At 67.0% G+C, this 23,649-nt stretch carries 22 protein-coding genes and 1 tRNA gene; 12 read left to right on the top strand and 11 right to left on the bottom strand.

The annotated features are described in order from the left end of the window. Positions 1-2 precede the first annotated feature (2 nt). The 4 genes from ABIE58_RS12160 to ABIE58_RS12145 are packed head-to-tail and all read right to left on the bottom strand — an operon-like array spanning position 3 to position 3,494. Positions 3-1,145 (bottom strand): saccharopine dehydrogenase family protein, encoded by a 1,143-nt coding sequence (locus ABIE58_RS12160; RefSeq protein WP_354544989.1) that lies wholly within the window; start codon positions 1,143-1,145, stop codon positions 3-5. Positions 1,146-1,148: 3 nt separating this feature from the next. Further along, entirely contained in the window at positions 1,149-2,204 is a 1,056-nt protein-coding gene (locus tag ABIE58_RS12155; RefSeq protein WP_354544988.1) for a saccharopine dehydrogenase, read from the bottom strand. Between the two features lie 11 nt (positions 2,205-2,215). Beyond that, on the bottom strand, positions 2,216-2,830 hold the full coding sequence (locus ABIE58_RS12150) for a glutathione S-transferase family protein (RefSeq protein ID WP_354544987.1): 615 nt from the start codon (positions 2,828-2,830) through the stop codon (positions 2,216-2,218). 13 nt (positions 2,831-2,843) lie between these two features. Then, positions 2,844-3,494, bottom strand: coding sequence for a histidine phosphatase family protein (locus ABIE58_RS12145; RefSeq protein WP_354544986.1), 651 nt, complete (start codon positions 3,492-3,494; stop codon positions 2,844-2,846). 182 nt (positions 3,495-3,676) lie between these two features. Between ABIE58_RS12145 and ABIE58_RS12140 the strand changes: the two genes are divergently transcribed. Further along, a tRNA-Thr gene (locus tag ABIE58_RS12140) sits at positions 3,677-3,752 on the top strand. Positions 3,753-4,018: 266 nt separating this feature from the next. Here the strand turns inward: ABIE58_RS12140 and ABIE58_RS12135 are convergent. From ABIE58_RS12135 to tsaD, 5 genes are all read right to left on the bottom strand, one after another. Continuing rightward, positions 4,019-5,647 carry a long-chain-fatty-acid--CoA ligase gene (locus ABIE58_RS12135; protein WP_354544985.1) on the bottom strand — a complete coding sequence of 543 codons (1,629 nt, stop codon included), beginning with the start codon at positions 5,645-5,647 and terminating at the stop codon, positions 4,019-4,021. A gap of 92 nt (positions 5,648-5,739) precedes the next feature. Next, positions 5,740-6,159, bottom strand: coding sequence for an EVE domain-containing protein (locus ABIE58_RS12130; protein WP_354544984.1), 420 nt, complete (start codon positions 6,157-6,159; stop codon positions 5,740-5,742). Continuing rightward, complete coding sequence (locus ABIE58_RS12125) at positions 6,159-6,428, bottom strand: YciI family protein (protein WP_354545023.1); 270 nt, start codon at positions 6,426-6,428, stop codon at positions 6,159-6,161. Before ABIE58_RS12125 ends, ABIE58_RS12130 begins: the two co-directional genes overlap by 1 nt. Then, a complete protein-coding gene (locus ABIE58_RS12120) occupies positions 6,428-7,384 on the bottom strand; it encodes an NAD(P)H-dependent glycerol-3-phosphate dehydrogenase (protein WP_354544983.1) in 957 nt (318 codons plus the stop codon). The genes ABIE58_RS12125 and ABIE58_RS12120 overlap by 1 nt, the downstream gene beginning before the upstream one ends. After that, a complete protein-coding gene (gene tsaD / locus ABIE58_RS12115; RefSeq protein WP_354544982.1) occupies positions 7,381-8,475 on the bottom strand; it encodes a tRNA (adenosine(37)-N6)-threonylcarbamoyltransferase complex transferase subunit TsaD in 1,095 nt (364 codons plus the stop codon). The genes ABIE58_RS12120 and tsaD overlap by 4 nt, the downstream gene beginning before the upstream one ends. Positions 8,476-8,551: 76 nt before the next feature. Between tsaD and ABIE58_RS12110 the strand changes: the two genes are divergently transcribed. From ABIE58_RS12110 to ABIE58_RS12060, 11 genes are all read left to right on the top strand, one after another. Then, complete coding sequence (locus ABIE58_RS12110; RefSeq protein ID WP_354544981.1) at positions 8,552-9,283, top strand: uroporphyrinogen-III synthase; 732 nt, start codon at positions 8,552-8,554, stop codon at positions 9,281-9,283. Between the two features lie 48 nt (positions 9,284-9,331). Continuing rightward, positions 9,332-10,639, top strand: a complete 1,308-nt coding sequence (locus ABIE58_RS12105) for a COG4223 family protein (RefSeq protein ID WP_354544980.1) — start codon at positions 9,332-9,334, stop codon at positions 10,637-10,639. A gap of 19 nt (positions 10,640-10,658) precedes the next feature. Continuing rightward, complete coding sequence (locus tag ABIE58_RS12100) at positions 10,659-12,149, top strand: heme biosynthesis protein HemY (RefSeq protein WP_354544979.1); 1,491 nt, start codon at positions 10,659-10,661, stop codon at positions 12,147-12,149. A gap of 135 nt (positions 12,150-12,284) precedes the next feature. Continuing rightward, positions 12,285-13,304: a C4-dicarboxylate TRAP transporter substrate-binding protein gene (locus tag ABIE58_RS12095; protein ID WP_354544978.1), complete on the top strand. Its 1,020-nt coding sequence runs from the start codon at positions 12,285-12,287 to the stop codon at positions 13,302-13,304. Between the two features lie 79 nt (positions 13,305-13,383). Beyond that, a complete protein-coding gene (locus tag ABIE58_RS12090; RefSeq protein WP_354544977.1) occupies positions 13,384-14,016 on the top strand; it encodes a TRAP transporter small permease subunit in 633 nt (210 codons plus the stop codon). Positions 14,017-14,028: 12 nt separating this feature from the next. After that, positions 14,029-15,429: a TRAP transporter large permease gene (locus ABIE58_RS12085; protein ID WP_354544976.1), complete on the top strand. Its 1,401-nt coding sequence runs from the start codon at positions 14,029-14,031 to the stop codon at positions 15,427-15,429. 87 nt (positions 15,430-15,516) lie between these two features. Next, positions 15,517-16,368: a flagellar motor protein MotB gene (locus tag ABIE58_RS12080; protein ID WP_354544975.1), complete on the top strand. Its 852-nt coding sequence runs from the start codon at positions 15,517-15,519 to the stop codon at positions 16,366-16,368. A gap of 92 nt (positions 16,369-16,460) precedes the next feature. Continuing rightward, entirely contained in the window at positions 16,461-17,762 is a 1,302-nt protein-coding gene (locus ABIE58_RS12075; protein WP_354544974.1) for a flagellar hook protein FlgE, read from the top strand. A 30-nt stretch (positions 17,763-17,792) separates the two neighbouring features. After that, complete coding sequence (locus ABIE58_RS12070) at positions 17,793-19,214, top strand: FlgK family flagellar hook-associated protein (RefSeq protein ID WP_354544973.1); 1,422 nt, start codon at positions 17,793-17,795, stop codon at positions 19,212-19,214. Beyond that, entirely contained in the window at positions 19,211-20,227 is a 1,017-nt protein-coding gene (locus ABIE58_RS12065; RefSeq protein ID WP_354544972.1) for a flagellin, read from the top strand. The genes ABIE58_RS12070 and ABIE58_RS12065 overlap by 4 nt, the downstream gene beginning before the upstream one ends. Before the next feature lie 14 nt (positions 20,228-20,241). Further along, on the top strand, positions 20,242-21,348 hold the full coding sequence (locus ABIE58_RS12060; RefSeq protein WP_354545022.1) for a flagellar basal body P-ring protein FlgI: 1,107 nt from the start codon (positions 20,242-20,244) through the stop codon (positions 21,346-21,348). A gap of 58 nt (positions 21,349-21,406) precedes the next feature. Here the strand turns inward: ABIE58_RS12060 and pncB are convergent, their stop codons facing one another. Further along, positions 21,407-22,699 (bottom strand): nicotinate phosphoribosyltransferase, encoded by a 1,293-nt coding sequence (pncB, locus tag ABIE58_RS12055; RefSeq protein WP_354544971.1) that lies wholly within the window; start codon positions 22,697-22,699, stop codon positions 21,407-21,409. Between the two features lie 36 nt (positions 22,700-22,735). Beyond that, positions 22,736-23,635, bottom strand: a complete 900-nt coding sequence (locus ABIE58_RS12050) for a LysR family transcriptional regulator (protein ID WP_354544970.1) — start codon at positions 23,633-23,635, stop codon at positions 22,736-22,738. Positions 23,636-23,649 lie beyond the last annotated feature (14 nt).

Below are 23,649 nucleotides of genomic sequence, written 5' to 3'. Positions count from 1 at the left end.
GGTCAGGCGAGGTGATCGACCACCTGCAAGTGTTGCGCCAGCCGGTCCACCTCTGACAGGTAGCGCGCCACCAGTTTGGGATCGTGCGGCGCGGGGCTGACGCCTGCCGGGATTTCGCGCGCCAGCACCGATTCGACCGCCAGCGACACCGGCACCGACACCAGCCGCGCCATCGCGGTGCCGCGCGCATCGCCCCAGGCATCCATCACGTAGGTCTTGTGCCAGACCGCCGCGCCATCCTTCTCGGCCTTCAGCCCGACGCAGAGCACCACGCGATCCGGCTCGCCCTCGGCATAGGCGTGGTCCTGCCAGAACTGCTCGGACATCTCCTTGAGCCGCGCCTCTCCTGCCGCGCCCTCCAACGTCTCGATCTCGGTAAAGATATCGGCCCAGGCCTCGGCCCAGCCGTTGAGCCGCAACGTGCCGCGCACGAAATCGCGGATCCGCCACTCGGGATCAAACCGGTAATCGGCGATGAACGGGATCGAATCGCGGTTGGGGTAGACCTCGAATGTCTCGGGCGTTGGCAGCGGCGCCTCATAGGACGAGAGCGCATCCCACGGTCGCGCCACGTCCAGCTCTGCGAAGGCCCGGATCGAGCGCGACTGCGAGCGCAGCGCCTTGAGCACCCCCAGCGGTGACCAGCTGAACTTGTAGCGAAACGGGTTCGGAACTTTCGGCACGCCGCCGCAATAGGAGGTGAAGGACAGGTCATTGCCCGGATCGAACGCCTCTGAAGCGCGGTAATCGGCCACCATATGATGGGCCATCAGGTGGTCGATGCCGGGATCAAGGCCGATCTCGTTGACGAAGCTCAGCCCCTTCTCGCGCGCCGCGCCATCGAGCGCGCGCATCTCGGGCGCGATATAGGAGGACGAGACGAAATGCGCCCCGCGATCAAGGCACATCTCGGCCAGCGGAACGTGCCAGTCGCCGGGCAGCATTGAGACGACCACATCGCCGGGCTGCACCGCGGCTGCGAGCGCATCCTTGTCAAAAGCGTGGATCGCGCCGGTCAGATCGCCCACCGCCGCGCGCGCCTTGTCAACCGAGCGGTTCCAGACGGCCACATCATGGCCCGCCTCGATCAGTCGTCGTAGGCCGGGAATGGCCGAAAGGCCGGTGCCGCACCAATGGATTGTCATGTCTCAGACCTCCTTCATATGGGTGTGATACGTGGCCCCCGCGCGGCCCCAGACGCCCTGATCCAGCGCGTCGAGCGCCAGAAGATGCGGCAGAAGCTGGGCCGCGAAATCCTCGGACGCCTCGCGCGGCAGGAGCGAGGGCAGGTTGTCGATCGCCATCACATCGAGCGGCGGCGCATCGTGCACGCGCGTGACCGGCGCGGCCCATGTGGTGGCGGCCTCATAGACTGGCACCGGGTTGTAATCGCTGTCGGGATCGCAGGCCACATCGCCGATCACCGAGAGGCGGCGGGGGGCGGCCAGCGCCTCGGGCGGCACGAAAACGGGCGCGCCGGGGCGCGCGAGGATGCAGTTGATGAAAAGGTCATGGTCGAGGATTTCGGGGAACGGCCCACCCTGCGCCGTTTCTGCCATGTCCCATTTGGTGACGCGCACGCCCAGCGCCTCGCACAGGTCGCTTGCCCCGGTGCCGACGCGGCCCAGCGCGCCGATGACGATGGCGGTGGGGCGCTCTGTGCCGGAGGCATCAAGCCGCGCGCCAAGATCCGCGACCAGCGCATCGCGCCCGGCAAAGGTATCGACCGACGGACAGATCCCGCCCTGCCGCTGCGCCGCCCAACCCATGAGCGACACCGCCGCCCCGGCATAGCCCGCCCAATAGCCGAAGGCGGCGACGCGGCGGCCCGCCTCATCCACCAGATATTCCAGATCGAGGAGCGTGCCGCCCCCGGCCTTGAACCGCTGCAAGAGCCGCCGCCCGGAATGCTGCCCCTTGAAGGCGTGGCCGAACATGATGTGGCGATGCGGCAGGGCCGTGCCGTCATCGGGCAGTTCCTTGAGGCCAAAGATGATCGCGTCGCGCGGGGCATTGGGCCATGTGCCCTCGGGCGCGGTCTCGCAGCCCGCCGCGCGGTAGCCATCAGTGGGGATCGCGCGCGCGCCGCTCTCCTCCACCGTGACGCGAAACCCCTTCGCGATCAGCGTCTCCGCCCCCTCGGGGGTAATTCCCACGCGGTCCTCGTTCGGCCTTTGCTCGGCCCGCACCCAGAGATGCACCATGCCCACCCCCATCAGATCATGTCATCCGCGATCACCTGCGCCACCGAGGCGCGGGTGCGCATCGTCTCGACGAAAGCAGCGATCTTGGGGAAATTCGCCATGTCCACCCCGTCGCCCTCCAGCCAGCTACAGGCGACAAAAAGGTAAGGATCGGCCAGCGAGACCGCCTCGCCCAGCACGTAAGGCCCTTGCAGCATATGGTGCTCGACATGCTCGGCGCTCGCGGTCATGGTCTCCACCGCCTTGGCGCGCATATCGGCGAGCGAGCTTTCCAGATCGGCCCAGCGCTGGCCGCGCGCGCGATGCGCGTGGTTCACATGCATGGTCGAGGCAAGATAAAGCATCGCCTCGCGCATCCTTGCGGCCTGCCACGGATCGGAGGGGCGCAACCCGGCGGCGGGGGCGAGATCGGCGATATGCTCAAGGATGGCGGCGGTCTCGGTCAGGATGCCCTGATCGGTCGCCAGCGCGGGCACGCGCCCCTTGGGGTTGACCGCGTGATAGCGGGGCTGCCGTTGCTCGCCCGCCTTGAAATCGAGGCGCACCGGCTCGAAATCCAGCCCCGCCTCGTGGAGCGCGATGGCCACGGCGACGGCGATGGTGCCCTTAGCATAGTAAAGCTGCATGATCCTTGTCCTCTCAGATGAAGGTGCGGGCATGGGCCCGGTCGGGTGTGTCGAGATGCGGCGTGGCGTTGAACGCCCCCAGCATGAGCATGTCATGGACGTGATGCACCCGGTGCAGCGAGCTGTTCATCACCTGCAACATCACCTTGGACATGCCGCCAATATCGAGGCCGAGCGCATGGCGCAGCGCCATGCCGATCACGCCGCCAGAGGTGACGACAAGCACCCGCCCGCCGCTGCCCGACAAGTCGTCGAGCAGGCCGGTGACGCGGGTGGCAAAGCTCTCATAGCTTTCGGGCAACCCGTCGAGATTGCCCTGCGCCCAATGCGAGATCACCTGCGGCAGGTAGCGGGCGAATTGGGTGGCATCCTGCGGCGTAGGCAGGCCATGCTGCGCCTCGACCGCACGGGCCAGCGCGAAATAGCTCAGCTCGTCGAGCCGCGCATCGACATCGCCGCCGCCATAGCCCATCGCCTCGGCCGTGCCGCGCTGGCGGTTGAGCGTGCCAGTGATGACCCGGTCGAAATGCGGATCGGTGCCGCGCAGATGCGCGCCAAGCCAACGGGCCTGCTGCTCGCCCAAGGGCGAGAGCCGGTCATAGCCCGCCTCGTCTGTGGCCTTGTTATTCGCCTGCCCGTGCCGCACCAGAACGATCTCGGTCACATTGCGCCCCCCGTCTTGCGCCGCGACGTTAGCGCCCCGCCCGCGCATGTGAAAGGGCGTGCGTGCGGATTTCCCGCGCCGCGCGGGGCCCGAGCAATTCCTGTTGCGCCGCGCCCGCGCCTCGGGTAAAGCGGCACCCGGTCCCGTCGCGGTATCTGCGATGACGGATCATAAGGAAGGTCGCCGCTGTAGCTCAGCTGGTAGAGCACGTCATTCGTAATGATGGGGTCGGGGGTTCGAGTCCCTTCAGCGGCACCAGCCTTCTCAAGAAAATCTCTAAGTTTTAATGATTTAGGCGGCTTCTCGTCCGGCGCGGCAATGCCCCTTGCGGTGATGGGGGCGGTCTTTGTCGATGTCGTGGCAGAGTGCCGAGGTCATGGGTGTTGAAGGCACCACAGATGCAGAGGGCCCCCATATTCGAGCGGGTCATCACCGCCTGCGAAACAGGGGGTCTCTTGCAGTTTGTCGCGCCCTTCGCCCGTGATTGCGCGCGGCGGGCGGAAGACCAAAATCAGCCCTGCCGCTCACAGCCCCTTGGCCACCTGGCGCAGTTCGAATTTCTGGATCTTGCCGGTCGAGGTCTTGGGCAGGTCCTGAAACACCACCGCCTTGGGCGTCTTGAAACCCGCCAGCCGCTCGCGGGCGAAGGCGATCAGCTCGGCCTCGCTCACCTCGGCACCGTCCTTCAACTCGACAAAGGCGCAGGGCACCTCGCCCCATTTCTCATCCGGCTTGGCCACCACGGCACAAAGCAGCACCGCCGGGTGGCGCATCAGCACCCCCTCCACCTCGACCGAGGAGATATTCTCGCCGCCCGAAATGATGATGTCCTTGGCGCGGTCGGCGATCTTGAGATAGCCGTCGGGATGCTGGAAGGCGATGTCGCCCGAGTGGAACCAGCCGCCGCGAAACGCCTCCTCGGTGGCCTTGGGGTTCTTGAGATAACCCTTCATCACCGAATTGCCCCGGATCATGATCTCGCCCAGGCTCTCGCCATCCATCGGCACCTGCTCCATCGTCTCGGGGTCAAGCGCGGTGATCTCTTCCATCATCGGCATGAGGATGCCGGTGCGCGCCTTGATGGCATAGCGGTCGTCATCGGGCAGCGCGTCCCACTCGGCGTTCCACAGGCATTCGGTGACATGGCCATAGGTTTCGGTCAGCCCGTAGACCTGCGTCACCTTGAAGCCCAGCGGCTCGATCGCCGCCAGCGTGGCGGCAGGCGGCGGGGCACCGGCGGTGAACACATCGACGATGTGCTCGAAAGCGCGCCGCTCGCCATCCTTGGCATTCACCAGCATGTTGAGCACGATAGGCGCGCCGCCGAAATGCGTGACACCCTCATCGGCGATGGCGTCATAGATCGCGCGCGCGGTGATGTCGCGGCAGCACACCACAGTGCCGCCCACCATCGGTATGAGCCAGACATGGTTCCAGTTGTTGCAGTGAAACAGCGGCACGATGGTGAGATAGACGGGGTAGCGCGGCAAATCCCAGCTTACTACCGTGCCCATCGTCATCAGATAGGCCCCGCGATGGTGGCAGACCACGCCCTTGGGCCGCCCGGTGGTGCCGGAGGTGTAGTTGAGCGCAAGGCTTTCCCATTCGTCCTCGGGCATGATCCACTCGAAATCAGGGGTGCCGGTGGCAAGGAAATCCTCGTAGGCCATGTAATCGGAATGGGCGTGGACGCCCGCCTCGTCATCGGGCACCTCGATGATCGCGGGCGCGGGGCGCTCCATCAGCCCGAGCGCGGCATCGAGCGTGGGCAGGAACTGCGTGTCGCACAGCACCACCCGCGCCTCGCCGTGATCGAGGATATAGGCGATGGTGTCGGCCTCGAGCCGCGTGTTGATCGCGTTGAGCACGGCACCGGCCGCAGGCACGCCGAAATGCGCCTCGCAATGGGCGGGGATATTGGGCAGGATCGTGGCCACCACGTCACCCGGCTCGATGCCGATATTCACCAGCGCCGAGGCAAGCCGCGAGACGCGCGCGTGGTATTCGGCATAGGTCTTGCGGTGGCCATGATAGGCTATAGCAAGCCGGTCAGGGTAAACATGCGCCGCGCGCCGCAGATGCGATAGCGGCGTCAGCGGCACGAAATTCGCCTGCCGTCGCTCCAGCCCCGTTTCGTCCTTCATCCAGCCCATGCGGCCCTCCCCTGCCTGCACCACGCACATTCCGTGATTAGCAGGAACCGGCGGGCTCAGGTCAAGTGGCAGCCGCCTCACGGGCCGCGAAACTAAGGCAAAAGCCCCGCCATGCCGCAGACGATGCGCCATTCGTCTTCGCTCACCGGCTGCACCGACAGGCGCGCGCGGCGCACCAGTGCCATGTCCGACAATCGCGGATCGGCCTTGATCGCGGCGAGCGTGACCGGGGTTGGCGCGGCCTCCAGCGCGCGGATGTCCACGCAGTCCCAGCGCGGATCACCGGCAGTGCTGTCGGGATGGGCCTCCTTGATCACCTCGACCATGCCCACGACCGCCTTTTCCTTTTGCGAATGGTAAAAGAAACCGCGATCGCCCACGGCCATCTCGCGCATGAAATTGCGCGCCTGATAATTGCGCACGCCGTCCCATTCCTCGCCCGCCGCGCCGCGGGCCACCTGATCGGCCCAGGACCACGTTGATGGCTCGGACTTGAACAGCCAGTAGCGCATCAGATGACCTTTTTCCACGGGATCAACTCGACCCCGGCAAAAAGCCCCGCCTTCGCGTAGGGATCGTTTTCGGCCCAGTCGCGCGCGGCGGCCATGTCCGCCACGTCGAGGATCACCAGCGAGCCGGTCATCGCGCCCGCCTCGTCCAGTAATGGGCCGGCCTGAGATACCACCCCGGTCTCTTTCAGATAGGCAACATGCGCCTCGCGAGTGTCGAGACGGGTTTGCAGGGCACCGGGCTTGTCGCGGGCAATAAGGGCTATCAGCATCATTCTTCCTTCAATGGTCGCGCCAGCAGCATATCCACCGCTTGCGCCACGTGCAATTCACCGCTGACAAGCGCGGCCACCGCCGCCGTCACCGGCATTTCAAGGCCCAGCGCGCGGGCACGTCCCAGCGCCGCGCGCGCGGTGGCCGCCCCCTCGACCGTCACCGAGGCGTCGAACGCTTCGCCCCGCCCGAGGCTTTCGCCGTAGCGATAGTTGCGCGATTGCGCGCTGGTGCAGGTCAGCGCCAGATCGCCAAAGCCCGACAGCCCCGCCAGCGTCTCGGGTCGCGCACCAAGCCCTGCGGCAAGCCGGTTCATCTCGGCAAAGCCGCGCGTCATCAGCGCGGCGCGCGCGCTCTCGCCCAGCCCCGCGCCCATCACGGCGCCACAACCGATGGCGATCACGTTCTTGAGCGCGCCGCCCAGTTCCGCCCCCACCGCATCCATGCTGCGATAGAGCCGCAGCGTGGGTGTCGACAGCACCGATTGCAGCATCGCCCCGGTCCCCGGATCGCCACAGGCCAGCGTCAGCGCCGTGGGCAGGCCCAGCGCGATATCGCGGGCAAAACTCGGGCCGGTGAGGATCGCCGGGATCGCGTCGGGGCAGGTTTGGGCAATCAGGCCGGTGGGGCCAAGGCCGGTGGTCAGGTCCATCCCCTTGCAACAGGCGACGAGCGGGCGTGCGCGCAACGCCCCGCGATGCGCGGTGAGATATTCGCCCAGCGCCTGCATCGGCATGGCCAGCAGGCAGGGACCGGCAGGATCAGGCACCGCGCCCGAGATCACGGTAATCGCCTCGGGCAGGGCAATGCCGGGCAGGCGGCGGGTATTCTCGCGCCGCGAGCGCATTTGCGCCGCGTGGCCCTCGTCGCGCGCCCAGAGCGTGACCGGCCCGGCCTGCGCCAGCGCCACCGCCAGCGCCGTGCCAAACGCCCCTGCGCCACAAATCAGCGTCATGCCTTGGCCCCCCTCTTGCCGTGGCCGAGCATCGCTGGGCTTGCAGTATCAAGCGGCCAGCGCGGCCGCGCCGCAAGCGTCAGGTCGTCGCGATGGCCCAGCCGGTATAGCTCCGCCCCGGCATAGGCGATCATCGCCGCGTTATCGGTGCAAAGCGCCAGCGGCGGCGCCAGAAACCGCGCGCCCGCCTGCGCCGCCACATCCCGAAGCGCGGCGCGAATGGGGCCGTTGGCCGCAACGCCCCCGGCCACGGCAATCAGCGGTGCGCCAGGCCCCTCGGCCAGGTAAAGCGCCAGCGCGCGCCGCGTCTTCTCGGCCAGCACGTCGCAGACCGCCGCCTGAAACCCGGCACAGAGGTCTGCCCGGTCCTGCCGCGTCAGCCCCGCCTTTTCGGCCACGATCCCGTCGCGCGCGCGCAGCACCGCCGTTTTCAGCCCCGAAAACGAGAGATCGCAGCCCGCCCGATCCAAAAGCGGGCGCGGCAGGCGAAACCGCGCCGGATCGCCGGTCGCGGCGGCGCGCTCCACCTCCGGGCCGCCGGGCTGCGGAAGGCCAAGCAGGCGCGCCACCTTGTCAAACGCCTCGCCCGGCGCATCGTCGATGGTGCCGCCGATCCGCGCGAATTCCTCGGGCCCGCGCACGATCAGGAATTGGCAATGCCCCCCCGACACGAGCAGCATCAGGTAGGGATAGGCTACCCCGTCGGTCAGGCGCGGCGTCAGCGCGTGACCGGCAAGATGGTTGACGCCGACAAGCGGCAGGCCCGCGCCCGCCGCGATCCCCTTGGCGCACATCACCCCCGCCAGAACCCCGCCGATCAGGCCCGGCCCGGCGGTGACAGCCACCGCATCCATCGCATGAAGCCCAAGCCCCGCGCGCCGCAAAGCCTCGCGCACGGCGATATCGAGCTTTTCGGCATGGGCACGCGCCGCGATCTCGGGCACCACGCCGCCGAAATCGGCGTGCAGCGCGGCCTGCCCCATCACCACGGAGGCCAGCACCCGCGCGCCCGCACCGTCAAGGCGCAGCACGGCGGCGGCGGTATCGTCGCAACTGCTCTCGATCCCGAGTATGGTCAGCGCTGTGCTCATCCCGGCCCTGCTGCATTGCCCCCAACATCATAGGCAGGTAACACCTTACCAAAGGGTCAACAACTGCGGACCGCCGATGCCTCCCCGCCTGCTCATCACCCGGCCCGAGCCATCGGCAAGCCATTTCGCCGCCGATCTGCGCGCGGCGTTGCCGGGGGCAGAGGTCATCATCTCGCCGCTCATGCGCATCACCTATGGCGGCACGCTGCCGCCGCCCGTGCCCGGCGAGGTGCTGATCTTTACCTCGTGCCACGGGGTCGAGGGGGTCTGCCGCCTCAGCCCCCGCCGCGACCTGACCGCCTATGCCGTGGGCCGCGCCACGGCGGAGGCTGCGCGGCAACGGGGATTCACCACCATCGCGGCCGAGGGCGATGCCCCGTCGCTGCTTGCCCGGATCGCCGCCGACGGGGCGCGCGGCCCGTTCCTGCACCCGCGCGGCGCGCATGTGGCCGCCGATATCGCGGCGGCGCTGCGATCCGCGGGCCATGCCGCGCGCGAGGTCGTGGTTTACGATCAAGAGGCGCTGCCGCTGTCCGAGGCGGCCCGCGCCGCGCTCGATGGCACGGCCCCGGTGATCGTTCCGCTGATGTCGCCGCGCAGCGCGGTGCTGTTTCTCGACGCGGCGGGCCAAACGCGCGCGCCCCTTCTGATCGCGGCAATGAGCCGCAACGTGGCCACGCGCATCCCCGAGGGGGCCGCAGAGCGCGTGGTGGTCGCCAAGACGCCCGATGCCGCATCCATGCGCACGGCGCTGCACGATCTGGTGAAACACGCCAAGCGGGTTGAGAGCCACAAGGGGGCGCAGTAAGGTCAAACTGACAGTTCGACCAGACAAGATTCGAAAAGGTGGCGTGCCGTGGCGAGAAAGAAGACATCCAGGACGGACAAGGCCGACGCATCGCAGAGCGCCGGTGAGGGCATGACGCCACCCGAGGCCGGGGCGCAGGACATGCCCGAGACCGAAACCGCCCCCCTGCCCGAGGATGCCTCAACGCCCGAGAGCGTCGAGGCCCCCGACGACACATCAGAAACCGGCGCGCCGCCTGACGACGTGCCGCAGGATACACCCGAGGCAGAGGCCAAACAGGACGCGAGCGGGGATACGACAGATCTCGAAGCCGATCCCGCACCCGATGCCGAAACGGAAACCCCGCCAGAGGGACCAGAAGAGCCTGCCGCCGCTGCCACCGAACCCGAATCCGAACCCACTGCCGATACCACCCCGATGGTGCGCACAGAGCAGGTCACCGTGCGGCAGGGCGGGTTCTGGTCGATGCTAGTGGGCGGCATCGCGGCGGCGGGGATCGGGGTGGCGGCGGCCCCCTATATCCATCCCTATTTCCCGAAACCCGAACCGGACACCGCCTCCGATCCCGCGATTGCGGCGCGGCTTGATGCACAGGCGCAGCGCCTCGACGATCTCGGCGCGCGGCTCGACGCGCTGCCCGCGCCCGCCGATCCGGGCGACGCGGTCGCCGGGCTGAGCGAGACGGTGACAGACCTCACCGAGCGGGTCGCGAAACTGGAGGCTGACACCGCGACCCTCGCGGATCGCCCCGCGCCGACGGCCCCGGATACCGCCTCGGCGCTCGATGATCTGCGCGCCCGCCTCGCCGCGCAAGGGGATGAGATCGCCGCCCTGCGCGACGCGATCGACGCCGAGGAGCAAGCCGCACGCGACAGCGCCCGCGCCACGCTGCAACGCGCCGCGCTCACCCGCGTGATGACCGCGCTCGACACCGGCGATACGTTCTCCGCTGCCCTCGCCGACCTGCGCGAGACCGGTGCCCCGGTACCCGACGCGCTGGCACAGGCGGCGCAGACCGGCGTGCCGACGCGTGCGCAGCTTGTCGAGAGCTTTCCCGAGGCGGCGCGCGCGGCGCTGGCTGCGGCGCGTGGCACCGGCACCGGGCCCTCTGTCGGCGGCTTCTTGCGCGCGCAGCTTGGCGTTCGCTCGCTGGAGCCGCGCGAGGGCGACGACACCGACGCTATCCTGTCGCGCGCCGAGGCGGCGCTGGCGGGTGGGCGTCTGGGCGATGCGCTGGCAGAGATCGAGACCTTGCCCGAGGCGGCGCGCGCCGCCACATCCGACTGGGCCGCGCGCGCCACGGCGCGGCACGACGCGCTTGCCGCTGCCGAGGAACTGTCGGCGCAACTGAACTGAATTTGAAAGGTCGGCCCTGATGCTTTGGTCCATTGTGAAGGTTGCAGTTTTCATCGCCCTTGTTGGGGCGATCACCCTTGGCGCGTCCTACCTGCTCGAACTTGAGGGCGGCGTGCGCATCGTCATGGCGGGGGTCGAGATCAACCTCACCCCGATCAAGGCGGTGATCGCGCTTGGCCTGCTGGTGCTGGCGATCTGGCTGTTGATGAAGCTCGCGGGGATGCTGGTGGCGGTGCTGCGCTTCGTCAACGGGGATGAAACCGCGCTGTCGCGCTATTTCGACCGCAACCGGCAGGAAAAGGGCTATCGCGCGCTGGGCGAGGGGGTGCTTGCGCTTGCCTCGGGCGAGGGAGACAAGGCCGTGGCCCATGCCGCGAAAGCCGAGAAATACCTGCACAAGCCCGCGCTCACCGACCTTATTACCGCGCAGGGCGCGGAAATGGCGGGCGACAAGGCGCGGGCCGAGGCGGCCTTCAAGCGCCTGCTGACAAACGAGAAAACCCGCTTTGTCGGGATTCGCGGCATCCTGCGGCAAAAGCTGGAGGCAGGCGAGACCGAGGCCGCGCTGAAGCTGGCCAAGACCGCCTTCGCGCTCAAGCCCCGGCAGGTGGAGATTCAGGATACCCTGTTGCAGCTTCAGGCCGACAAGGGCGACTGGAAGGGCGCGCGCGCCACGCTGGGGGCCAAGCTCAAATACGGGGCGCTGCCCCGCGATGTGCACAAGCGGCGCGACGCGGTGCTGGCGCTCTCGGAGGCGCGCGACGTGCTCGACGAGGGCAAGACCATCGAGGCGCGGGAAGCGGCCATTGAGGCCAATCGCCTGTCGCCCGATCTGGTGCCCGCGGCGGTGCTGGCCGCGCAGGGCTATATCGAGGCGGGCAAGCCGCGCCCGGCCATGCGCATCATCACCAAGGCCTGGCTGATGCGGCCCCATCCCGACCTTGCAGGTGTCTTTGCCGCGATCGCGCCCGACGAGACGCCGAAAGAGCGGCTCAAGCGCTTTGCCAAGCTCTTGAAGGTGCATCCCGACAACCGCGAGACGCGGCTTCTGGAGGCGGAACTCAACCTTGCCGCCGAGGATTTCCCGGCGGCGCGCCGCGCGCTGGGCGATCTGGCCGAGGTGGAGCCGGACGCCCGCGCACTCACCATCATGGCGGCCATCGAGCGGGGCGAAGGCGCGTCTGATGCGGTGGTCAAGGGCTGGCTTGCGCGCGCGCTGGGCGCGCCGCGCGGCCCGCAATGGTGCTGTGACAACTGTCAACACATCCATGCCGAGTGGCGGCCCGTGTGCGAGAATTGCCATTCCTTCGATACGCTGAGCTGGCGCGCGCCCGCCGAGGGCGCGGTGAGCACGCCGACGGGGCTGGAAATGCTGCCGTTGCTGATCGGCCCGCTGGACGAGCCGGATACCACGCCCGAAGAAGAGGCGCACGAGGATATACCCGACGCAGAGGTAATCGACCCCGTGACCGGTGCCGAAACCACCGAAACCACGGGGACCGCGCGCTAAGTCTCGGGGCTGGACAAGCCGATGCGGCTGTTGTCTGGTAGTGGTTATCGTGGTTCGGTGTCGTCTTGCCTGTTGGCAAGCGGGGTCGATCCACAGAAACGATAAAAAACGATCACCAACCGGGAGAACAAGAAAATGCGTAAATTGCTGAGCCATACCGCTATCGCGGCGATCAGTCTGGCCTTTGCCGGCGAGGCGATGGCGACCGAATGGAATGTCTCGCTCTGGGGCAAGCGGCGCGCCTTTACCGAGCATGTCGAAAAGCTGGCCGAATTGGTGAGCGCCAAGACCAATGGCGAGTTCACCCTGAACATCAGCTATGGCGGACTGTCGAACAACCGCGAGAACCTCGACGGGATCTCCATCGGGGCCTTCGAGATGGCGCAGTTCTGCGCCGGGTATCACCGCGACAAGAACCCCACGATCACCGTTCTGGAGCTGCCGTTCCTCGGCGTCGAGACGCTGGAGCAGGAAACCGCGCTGTCGATGGCGCTTTACGATCAACCGTCGGTCAAGGCCGATCTGGCGCGCTGGAACGCGACGCTGCTGATGCCCTCGCCGATGCCGCAATACAACCTCGTGGGCCTTGGCGATGCGCCCCGCAACCTTGACGATTTCGAAGGGCTGAGCGTGCGCGCCACCGGCGGGATCGGGGCCGCGATGGAGGCTGTGGGCGCGGTGCCCACCTCGATGTCGGCCACCGAAGTGCGGCAGGCAATGGATAGCGGCGTGGTCAAGGCCGTGGCCTTTGCGCCCCATGCCCATATGGCCTTTGGCACTATCGAGAACGCCAAATGGTGGACCGCGAATCTCAACCCCGGCACGGTGAATTGCCCGGTCGTGGCCAATACCGACGCTCTCGACAGCCTGCCAGATGCGCATCGCGAGGCACTTCTCGGCTCCATCGACGAGGCGCTCGCCTACTATATCGACAATTACGAGAACAACACGCTGAAGGCCTGGGGCCCGGCGCTCGAAAAGCGTGGCATCGAGGTCATCAGCTTTGACAAGGCCTCGCTCAAGAGGTTCGAAGAGTCTGTTGCCGGCCCCGCCGCCGCCGCGTGGATCGAGGATATGAGCGCGCGCGGCATCCCCGCGCAGGAGCTTTATGACTTCGCCACCGGCAAGCTTGCAGATCTCAAGGGCGGCTCCTGATCCGGGACGCATGTCCTGCCCGCCGCTCCGTCATGGGCGGCGGGCCCATTCGTTCACGACCAAGGCATGGAGATGACACATGGCAGGCGCGGCCTCTGTCCTGTCGGATAACAGCACACTGAGCAGGCTTGATCTCGGCCTCTACCGGATCGAGCGGCAGCTTGCCCTTTTGAGCGGGATCGCCGTTTTCTCGCTGATGGTGCTGGCGGTGGTCTCGGTAGGCGGGCGCAATTTCTTCAACCAGCCGCTGCCCGGCTATGTCGACTGGATCGAGCAGATCATGCCGCTTATCGCCTTCATGGGCGTGGCCTATACGCAGCGTGATGGCGGCCATATCCGCATGGATATTTTCGTGGGCATGTTCAGTGGCCGCGCGCTCTGGCTGATCGAGTGGATCACGACGCTGGCGGTTCTGGTGCTGATGCTGCTGCTGGTCTGGGGAAGCTGGGCGCATTTCGAGCGCAGTTTCGACTGGGCCGCGCCGCTGTGGAGCCGCGACAGCACGATTGATATCGCGCTGCCGATCTGGCCTGCGAAAATCCTCGCGCCGATTGCCTTTGCGGTGCTGTCGCTGCGCCTCGCGTTGCAGCTTTGGGGGTTCGGGCGGGCCTTTGTCACCAATGCCGAGCGCCCCGTCGCGGTGCCGCTGATCGAGGATGTCGCGGCGCAGGCCGCGCGCGAGGCCGCGCATGTCAGCGGCCATGATGAATAAGGAATTCCGCTGATGGAGCCGATAGATATCGGGCTTGTCGTGACCGGTCTGATGCTGGTCGTCGTCTTTCTGGGAATGCGCGTGGCCTTTGCCGCGGCGTTAGCGGGCACGGTCGGGCTGATCTGGATTTTCTGGTCGAAAAAGGGCTATGCGGGCGACGAGTTTTTTTGGGCGCTGACCGTCGCGGTCAAGACCGCCGGGCAGGTGCCCCATTCCAAGGTCAGTTCGCAGGCGCTGAGCCTTATCCCCACTTTCATCCTGATTGGGTATCTTGCCTATTACGCGGGGCTGACGCGCGCGCTCTTCGAGGCGGCGAAACGCTGGATCGCCTGGGTGCCGGGGGGGCTTGCCGTCTCGACCGTTTTTGCCACCGCCGGGTTCGCGGCCGTGTCGGGGGCAAGCGTGGCGACGGCGGCGGTCTTCGCACGCATCGCCATCCCCGAGATGCTTAAGATCGGTTATGACAAGCGCTTTGCCGCGGGCGTGGTGGCGGCGGCGGGCACGCTGGCCTCGCTCATCCCGCCCTCGGCGCTTCTGGTGATCTATGCCATCATCGTCGAGCAGGACGTGGGCAAGCTCCTGCTTGCGGGGTTCATTCCGGGGGTCTTTTCGGCCTTTGTCTATGCGAGCCTCATCGTCGGGTTGGCGCTGACGATCAAGGGATTCGGCCCCCCCGTGGGCGGCTTTACCTGGCGCGAGCGGTTTGCCTCGCTGCCGCCCGCGCTGCCCATCGTGTTCGTCGTCGTGACGATCATCTTCTTCGTCTACAACCCGTTCGGCGGCGATGCCTGGGGCACTCCCACCGAAGGCGGCGCGATCGGTGCCTTTGTTGTCTTTCTCATGGCGCTTTACCGCGGCATGCGCTGGCCCGAGTTGAAGGATGCGCTGCTTGAGACGGCCAAACTCTCGGTGATGATCTTTACCATCATCTGGGGCGTGCTGATCTATGTGCGCTTTCTGGGCTTTGCCGATTTGCCCTCGGCTTTCGCCGACTGGATCACCTCGCTGACGCTCTCGCCGATGCTGATCCTCATTTGCATCCTGCTGGCCTATGCGGTGCTGGGCATGTTCATGGATGCCATCGGAATGCTGCTTTTGACGCTTCCGGTGGTCTATCCGGCGGTGATGGCGCTCAACGGTGGCGTCAACGTGGCCGCTGTGGACAGCACATTCGGCATGTCAGGGCCGATGTGCGCGATCTGGTTCGGGATCCTGGTGGTGAAAATGGCCGAATTCTGCCTGATTACACCGCCTATCGGCCTCAACTGTTTCGTGGTGGCAGGCGTCCGCCCGGATCTGAGCGTGCAGGACGTGTTTCGCGGCGTGATGCCCTTCTTCATCGCCGACGGCGTCACCATCGCCCTCTTGGTGGCGTTCCCGGCCATCGTGCTCTGGCTGCCGGGGCTGGCGTGATCTCAACGGGTAAAAATTGATGTATTAAAAGCCCGTTAACGGGTGCTGTGCTACGCCCTGCCTTGGGTGTGAGACAGGTGGTGAGAAATGGATGCGCGCAGCAATGCGGCGCCGGTCATCATCAAACGGAAGAAGATCATCGCCGGTGGCGGGCATCATGGCGGTGCCTGGAAGGTGGCCTATGCCGACTTCGTCACCGCGCTGATGGCGTTCTTCCTGCTGATGTGGCTTTTAGGTGCGACAACGGAAAAGCAACGCAGGGGCATTGCCGACTATTTCAACCCGACCGTGCCGGTGAACCGGGTGTCGGGCGGCGGTAGCGGGGCATTTGGGGGTGATTCGGTCTTTTCCGAGCAAAGCCTCGCCAAAAGCGGCACCGGCGCGTCCGACAAGCACAGCACCGAAAGCCATCAGGCGCGCGGCGAGCTTGGGATTGCGGCCGAGGGGGGCACGGCCGGGATGTCCACCACCGAAAGTGCCGCCTTTTCCGAAATCGAAGAGCGTCTCAAGGGGCGCAGTGGCGAGAGCCTCGCCTCGGACGATGTGGTTCGCCATATCGTGACGCGCGTCACCGATGAGGGCCTCGTCATCGAGATATTCGACATCGGCGAGGCGGCGCTATTCGTGCCGAATCAGAGCGAACCCACCCTGATCCTACGCGAGATCGCCGATATCATCGCCACGGTGGCCGCCACGGTCATCAACGATATCGCCATCGCCGGGCATACCCGTGCGCGGCCCGTGACGCTCGCCGAAAACCCGGTCTGGGATCTTTCTTCTGCTCGCGCCAACCGTATGCGCCTTCTGCTGGAGGAGGCGGGGCTTGCGCACACGCGGATGCGGCGGCTCACCGGCCATGCCGATCGCGCGCCCGCAACACCCGATCCGATGTCGCCCCGCAACAACCGCCTCGAGGTGATCTTGCTGCGCTCGCAATGACAAACACGAAATTTTAGCGGTTAGCCTGCTGTTAAGGCAACGCGCCTATGACTGTGTCGAGACGATGCTCGATCCAGATGAAAGGCGTGTCCATGACGATTTCCTCTTCCCTCAATGCCAGCGTCGCGGGGCTCAATGCCAACGCGTCGCGCCTCGCCGCGATTTCCGACAATATCGCCAATTCCTCGACCTCCGGGTATCGCCGGGTCGAAACGAGCTTTGATTCGCTCGTCGTCCGGGGCAATAGCGGCAATTACGCCGCCGGCGGCGTGCGCTCCACGACCGAACGGCTCATCAATCAGGGCGGCTCGCTTGCCACTACCGAGAACCCGACCGATCTCGCGGTGCGCGGGCGGGGTTTTATCCCGGTCGCGGAAAGCAGCGAGGTCGCGATTGCCAATGGCAGGCCGCAGATGCTACTGACCACGACCGGCTCGTTTCGCACCGATGCCGATGGGCGGCTTGCGACCGCCTCGGGCCTGACCCTTCTGGGCTGGCCCGCCGGCCCCGATGGCACGGTCCCCCCGTTCCCGCGCGACACCAGCGATGGGCTGGTGCCGGTGCAGGTCAACGTGAACCAGCTCACCGGCGAGCCGACCACGGCGCTCACCCTTGGTGTTAACCTGCCCGCGACCGATACCGAAGCCGGGGCAAGCGGCGATCCCCATGTCCTATCGATCGAATATTTCGACAATCTTGGCCGGTCCGAAACCATCAACGCCAGTTTCACGCCACAGCCCCCCGCGACCGGCACATCGAATATGTGGACCATGACGCTGCGCGATTCCGCAAGCGGCGGCGCGGTGATCGGCGAATACCAGCTCGAATTCGATGATTCGCGCGCCGCTGGCGGCACGCTGCTCAACGTGACCAGCCTCAGCGGCGGGCCCTACGACCCGACCACAGGGCGCCTGATCGCGACCGTCGATGGCGGCCCGGTGGAGGTCAATATCGGCCGCCCCGGCACCGCCGAGGGGCTGACGCAACTCTCCGACAGCTTCGCGCCGCTGTCGATCTCCAAGGATGGCTCGCCGGTCGGCACCATGGTCTCGGTCGAGGTCGATGAAAACGGGTTCGTCCATGCCACGTTCGACACCGGCGTCACGCGGACGATCTTTCAGGTGCCGCTTGTCGATCTGCCCAACCCGAACGGCATGGTGGCCCTCGACCGCCAGACCTATCGCCCCTCGATCGACAGCGGCAGCTTCTTTCTCTGGGATGCAGGTGCCGGCCCGACCGGCGATCTTGTCTCCTTTGCCCGGCAGGAATCGGCCACCGATGTCGCCCGCGAACTGACCGACATGATCCAGACGCAGCGCGCCTATTCCTCGAATGCGCGCGTGATCCAGACCGTCGACGAAATGTTGCAGGAAACCACCAACATCATCCGCTGACCCTGACGCGACCGGGAAAGGACGCAAGCCATGTCCATATCCGCTGCCCTCAACAGCGCCCTGAGCGGCCTGAGCGCAAGCTCGCGCCAGACCGATGTCATCTCCGGCAATCTCGCCAACGCGCTCACGCCGGGCTTTGCCCCGCGCGAACTTGGGCTTGAGGCGCAGGGCGGGCGCGGGGGCGTGACGGTGACGGGCATCACCCGCCATGTCGATCCCGTTCTGCTTGGCGATCGCAGGTTGGCCGACAGCGCGCTTGCCGGTGCCCAGACCCGCGCCGGGTTTGCCGCCTCGGTGGAGCGTGTGCTGGGCCTGCCGGGTGAGGGCGACAGCCTCGCGGATCGCATCACAGCCGTCGAGGCCGCCATCGCCGGGGCCACGGCGCGGCCCGAGGATGATATCCGGCTGGCCACGGTCCTGCGTGACCTGACGGCGCTGGGCGGGGCGCTCAATACGGCGTCGAGCCAGATCGAGACCCTGCGCAGCCGCGCCGACTCGGACATCGCGACCGCCGTCGAGCGGCTCAATACCGGGCTTGGCCGGGTGGCCGCGCTCAATACCCGCATCGTCGCGGCGCGCGCATCGGGACAGGATGTTGCGTCGATTGAGGACCAGCGGCAGCAGGTGATCGACGGTATCGCCGATCTGGTTCCGCTGCGGCAATTGGAGCGGCCACGCGGGGCGGTGGCGCTTGTCTCCACCGGCGGCGCGCTGCTGCTCGACGGGCGCGCGGCCAGGATCGGGTTTGAGGCGAAACCGCTGGTCGCAGCGCATATGACGCTTGATAACGGCCTCATCTCGGGGCTCGAAATCGACGGTCAGGTGGTGCAGACCGGGGCAGGCGGGCCGCTCGACGGGGGGCGGCTTGCCGCGCTTTTCGACAATCGCGACGGGCTCGGGCAGGCGGCGCAGCGCGGCCTCGACGCGCTCGCCCGCGATGTGATCGAGCGCGTCGAGGCGCTTACGCCACCGCCCTCGCCCGCGCTCTTTACCGATGCCGGGGCGCGCCTTGATCCGGCGGATGAGGCCGGGCTTGCAGGCCGGCTCGCGATCAACCCCGCGATTGATCCGGCACAGGGCGGCGCGCTTTTCCGCCTGCGCAGCGGCCCCGATGCCGCCACGCCCGGTGCCCCGGCGGATGCGCCATTTCTCGCCGCGCTTGGCGCGGCCTTCTCGGAGGTCAGCGCGCCCATACCGGGCGAGGCGCGGCGTGATCTTTCCGGCCGCGCGGCGGATCTCTCGAGCCGGATCGCGCAAGGGCGGCTTGCCGCCGAGAGCGCGGTGAGCTTTGCTGCCGGACAGGCCGGGGAATTGCGCGAGATGGAATTGCGTGGAGGCGTGGACAGCGACGCCGAATTGCAGCGCCTGCTGCTGGTGGAGCAGGCCTTCTCGGCCAATGCGCGCATGATCCAGACGCTGGACGACATGATGCAAACCCTTCTGAGGATATGACAATGGCCCTGAATTCCATCGGTGATCTTGCCCAGAGCTTTGTTCAGCGACGGCAGAGCGCGCAGCTTGTGCGCGACCTGGGACGCTTGACCCAGGAGGTCTCGACGGGCCGGGCCGCCGATACGGCGAAACACCTCTCCGGCAACCTGCTGCCGCTCAACGATATCGAACGCGCGCTGACCCTCGCCAGCGCGCATCGGGACGTGGCGCGCATTGCCGCGCTCGATGCCGGGATCATGCAAACGGCGCTTGGCCGCGTGCAGGAAAGCGCCGATTCGCTTGCCGCGGCGGCGCTTGTCACCGAGCAGGCAGGCGGCGCGGCCCAACCCGGCATTCTCGCCGAGGCGGCGCGCGCGGCGCTCTCGACCATGATCGGCGCGCTCAACAGCGGCGCGGCGGGCCGCACGCTTTTCGGAGGCGACGTCACCGACCGACCGCCGCTGGCCGATGCCGAAACGTTGTTGGACGCGCTGCGCACGAGCCTTGCGGCAGCCCCCGACCAGGCGGCGCTGCGGGGCGCGCTCGATAGCTTTTTCGATGCGCCGGGGGGCGGGTTCGCCACCTCGGTCTATCGCGGCGGGCAAGCCGCCGCCACGGCCCACGCGCTGGGAGCCGGGGAGACCGTCGCGTTGCGCATTCGCGCCGATGATGCCGCCCTGCGTGACCAGATCAAGCAGGTGGCGATGCTGTCGCTGCTCGACGATCCGGCGCTCGCGCTGGGGCATGACGACCGGGCTGCCATCGCGCGCGAGATGGGCACCGGGCTGCTGGCCGGTCAGGACGGGATCACGCGCCTGCGCGCACAGCTTGGTTTTGCCGAAGAGCGCATCGCGCAGGCCCAGAGCCGGATCGACGCCGAGAGCACGAGCCTCGGGATCGCGCGCAACGACCTGCTCTCGGTCGATATCTTCGACAGCGCCAGCGCGCTTGAACAGGTGCAGGCGCAACTCGAAACGCTCTACACGCTCACCGCGCGCACGGCGCGCCTCAACCTTGCGAATTTCCTGTCATGAGCCGCCTTGCCCGCATGATCGTGATTGCCCTCGCCTTGTGCCTTGTCGTGATCCACGGCACCGGGCCTGCCTTGGCCGGACCGGTCCGCATCAAGGACCTTGTGGAATTCGACGGGGTGCGGAGCAATGACCTGCTCGGCTACGGGCTTGTTGTCGGCCTCAACGGGACGGGCGATGGCCTGCGCAACGCCCCGTTCACCGAGGAACTCATGTCCAATACGCTGGAGCGGCTCGGGGTGAATGTCACCGGCGAGCAATTCCGCCCCAAGAATGTCGCCGCCGTGCTCGTCACCGCCGAGTTGCCGCCCTTTGCCCGCGCCGGTAGCCGGATCGATATCACCGTCTCGGCCATCGGCGATGCCAAGAGCCTCTTGGGCGGCACGCTGGTGATGACGCCGCTCAACGCCGCCGACGGACAGATCTATGCCGTGGCGCAGGGCACGATCATCGCCGGTGGTGTCGCCGCTGAAGGAGAGGCCGGTGGTGTCATCCAGGGCGTGCCGACATCGGGCACGATCCCGTCGGGCGCCCGGATCGAGCGCGAGGTGGAGTTTGATTTCGCGGGAATGGAGAGCCTGCGGCTGGCGCTGCGCGAGCCGGATTTCACCACCGCCGGGCGGATAGAGCGCGCGATCAACGGCGCGGTGGGGCGGCCCGTGGCCCTGATGATGGATTCCGGCACGGTGCGGCTCGATCTCGGGCAGATGCGCGCGCGATCCCCGGCGCATGCGATCGGGCGGGTGGAAAACCTGATGGTCGATCCGCAGCGCAAGGCGCGGGTTGTCGTCGATCAACGCTCGGGCACCATCGTGATGGGGCAGGACGTGCGCATTTCGCGCGTTGCGGTGTCGCAGGGCAATCTCACGCTACGCATCCAGGAGACCCCGCTCGCGGTGCAGCCCAACCCGTTTGCACGCGGCGAAACGGTCGTGGTGCCGCGCACCCAGGCCGAGATCGAGGAGGAGCCGGGGATCGGCCTTGCCGAAGTGCCCGAGGGCACATCGCTCGCCGAGGTGATCGCCGGGCTGAACGCGCTCGGCGTGGCCCCGCGCGACATGATCGACATCCTTAAAAGCATCAAGGCGGCGGGGGCGCTTCATGCGGAATTCGTCGTGCGGTAAGCGCGCCAATAATCGTCGTGCGGTAAGCGCGCCAATGAGCGGCTTGCAAAGAGCGCGCTCAGACCACCACGTCGATCGCGTCCTGTTCGCCCACCTCGAAAACCCGGCGATAGCGGGCGATCTCATCGTCTGGCCCCATCGCCTTGCGGGGATTGTCCGAGAGTTTCACCGTCGGGTGCCCCTCCGCCGAGACGGCCTTGCAGACCAGCGAAAACGGCGCGAGCGCATCATCGGGTGTCAGCCCGCGGAAATCATTGGTGAGCAGCGTGCCCCAGCCAAAGGAGGTGCGCACCCGCCCGGCGAACCGCCGATGAAGCTCGGCGATCCGCGCCACGTCGAGACCGTCGGAGAAGATCAGCATCTTGTCGCGGGGGTCTTCGCCATGCGCCTGCCACCAGCGGATCGCCATCTCGGCGACCTCTTCGGGCCGACCGGAATCGATTCGGATACCGGTCCAGCCTGCCAGCCAATCGGGCGCGCGCCGCAGAAACCCCTCGGTGCCGAAGGTATCGGGCAAGATGATCCTCAGGTTTCCGTCATGCTCTTCGTGCCAGTCGGCCATCACCTTGTAGGGCGCGCGGGCAAGCTCTTCGTCGTTCTGCGCCAGTGCGGCATGGACCATCGGCAATTCATGCGCATTGGTGCCGATCGCCTCGAGATCGCGATTCTTGGCAATGAGGCAATTGGAGGTGCCGACAAAGCGGTCACCCAGCCCCTCGCGCATGGCCTGCACGCACCAATCCTGCCACAGGAAGGAATGCCGCCGCCGCGTGCCGAAATCTGCGATGCGCAAGCCCTCGAGCGGGCGCAGCCCTTCGACCTTTTCCCAAAGCTTGGTCATCGCGCGGGCATAGAGCACCTGAAGCTCGAACTTCTTCATGTCGCCGAGCACCGCGCGCGCGCGCAACTCCATCAGAACCGCGAGCGCCGGAATCTCCCACAGCATCACCTCGGGCCATTTGCCCTCGAATGTGAGCTCGTATTGCCCGTCGCGCCGCTCCAGGTGATAGGGCGGCAGGCGCAAGCCCTCGAACCAGTCCATGAACGCGGGGGTGAACATCTGCCGCTTGCCGTAAAAGGTGTTGCCGCGCATCCAGGTGCTCTCGCCGCGCGAGAGCGACAGGGTGCGGATATGGTCAAGCTGCTCGCGCAATTCACCCTCGTCCACCAGGTCTGCCAGCCGCACGGATGTGGTGCGGTTGATGAGCGAAAACGTGACCTCGGTTTCGGGTGAATTGCGCCGCACGCTCTGGCACATGAGCAATTTGTAGAAATCGGTGTCGATGAGCGAGCGGACGATGGGATCCATCTTCCAGCGGTGGTTGTAGACGCGGGTGGCGATATCGACCATCGGGCGACCTCCGGGCAGGGCAATGGGGCGGTTAAATCAAAGCGATGGCGGCGGCGCAAGGCTGAGCGTGGCGAGCAGGCCATGCCAATCCGCGTCCCAGCCGCCCCGCTCGGCGCGGGGCAGACGGATCATCCATATCTCCATGTCCAGTTCCGGCACCTCGGGGGCCAGCGCCACCAGCCGCCCGCGTGCCAGATCATCGCGCACCATCGAGACCGGCAGCCAGGCAACCCCGATGCCGCGCCTTGCATATTCATGCGCGGCCAGCGTCAGCGCCGTTTCGGCGCAGCGGCGCAACCGGCGGGTTGATCCGATGCGCGGCAACAGCGCCCGGTCCATCACCTGCCCGAGAAAGACATCGCCGGGATAGCCGATATAGGGCAGGTCCTCGCCACGCGGCAGGCCGGGGGCCGCCACCGGGATCAGGCGCTCGGGGCCAAGCGAGGCACGCTCGAACGCATCGCCAAGCGCAAGCGGCGCGATCTGTGGCACATCGTAGACGACGGCAAGATCGGCCTCGCCCGCGAGCAGGCGCAACAGGCAATCCTCACGGTTCTCCGAGCGCACGCGCACGGGCCGCGCCTGCCCGGCGGTAAGGGCGACGACGATGGCCGGGGAATGGGTGGTGGTGAGCGCGTGCTGGCAGGCGAGCGTCAGGCCGCGCGCGCCGCCGCTTTGCGACAGGCCATCGCGCAACTGCCGCAACTGCGCGGCGAGGCTGCGCATGGCGGGCAGGTGCGGTGCGACCTCGGGCAAGAGCGTCAGCGGCTTGCGGCGGCGCTCGAACAGCGGCTGCCCGAGCGCCGCCTCGATCACCCGCAACCGCCGGGTAAAGGCCGATTGGCTGACATGGCGCATCGTGGCGGCGCGGGCCAGCGATCCGGCATCGGCCACGGCGAGGATATCATCCAGCCATTCCAGGCGCATATTGCGCATCCTGCATAATCTTG

Origin of the sequence: Roseovarius sp. MBR-78 (assembly GCF_040547535.1) — a bacterium.
Taxonomy (GTDB): Bacteria; Pseudomonadota; Alphaproteobacteria; order Rhodobacterales; family Rhodobacteraceae; genus Roseovarius.
The sequence above is the reverse complement of the archived record's forward strand: the minus strand, read 5'-3'. Positions and strand labels throughout refer to the sequence as shown.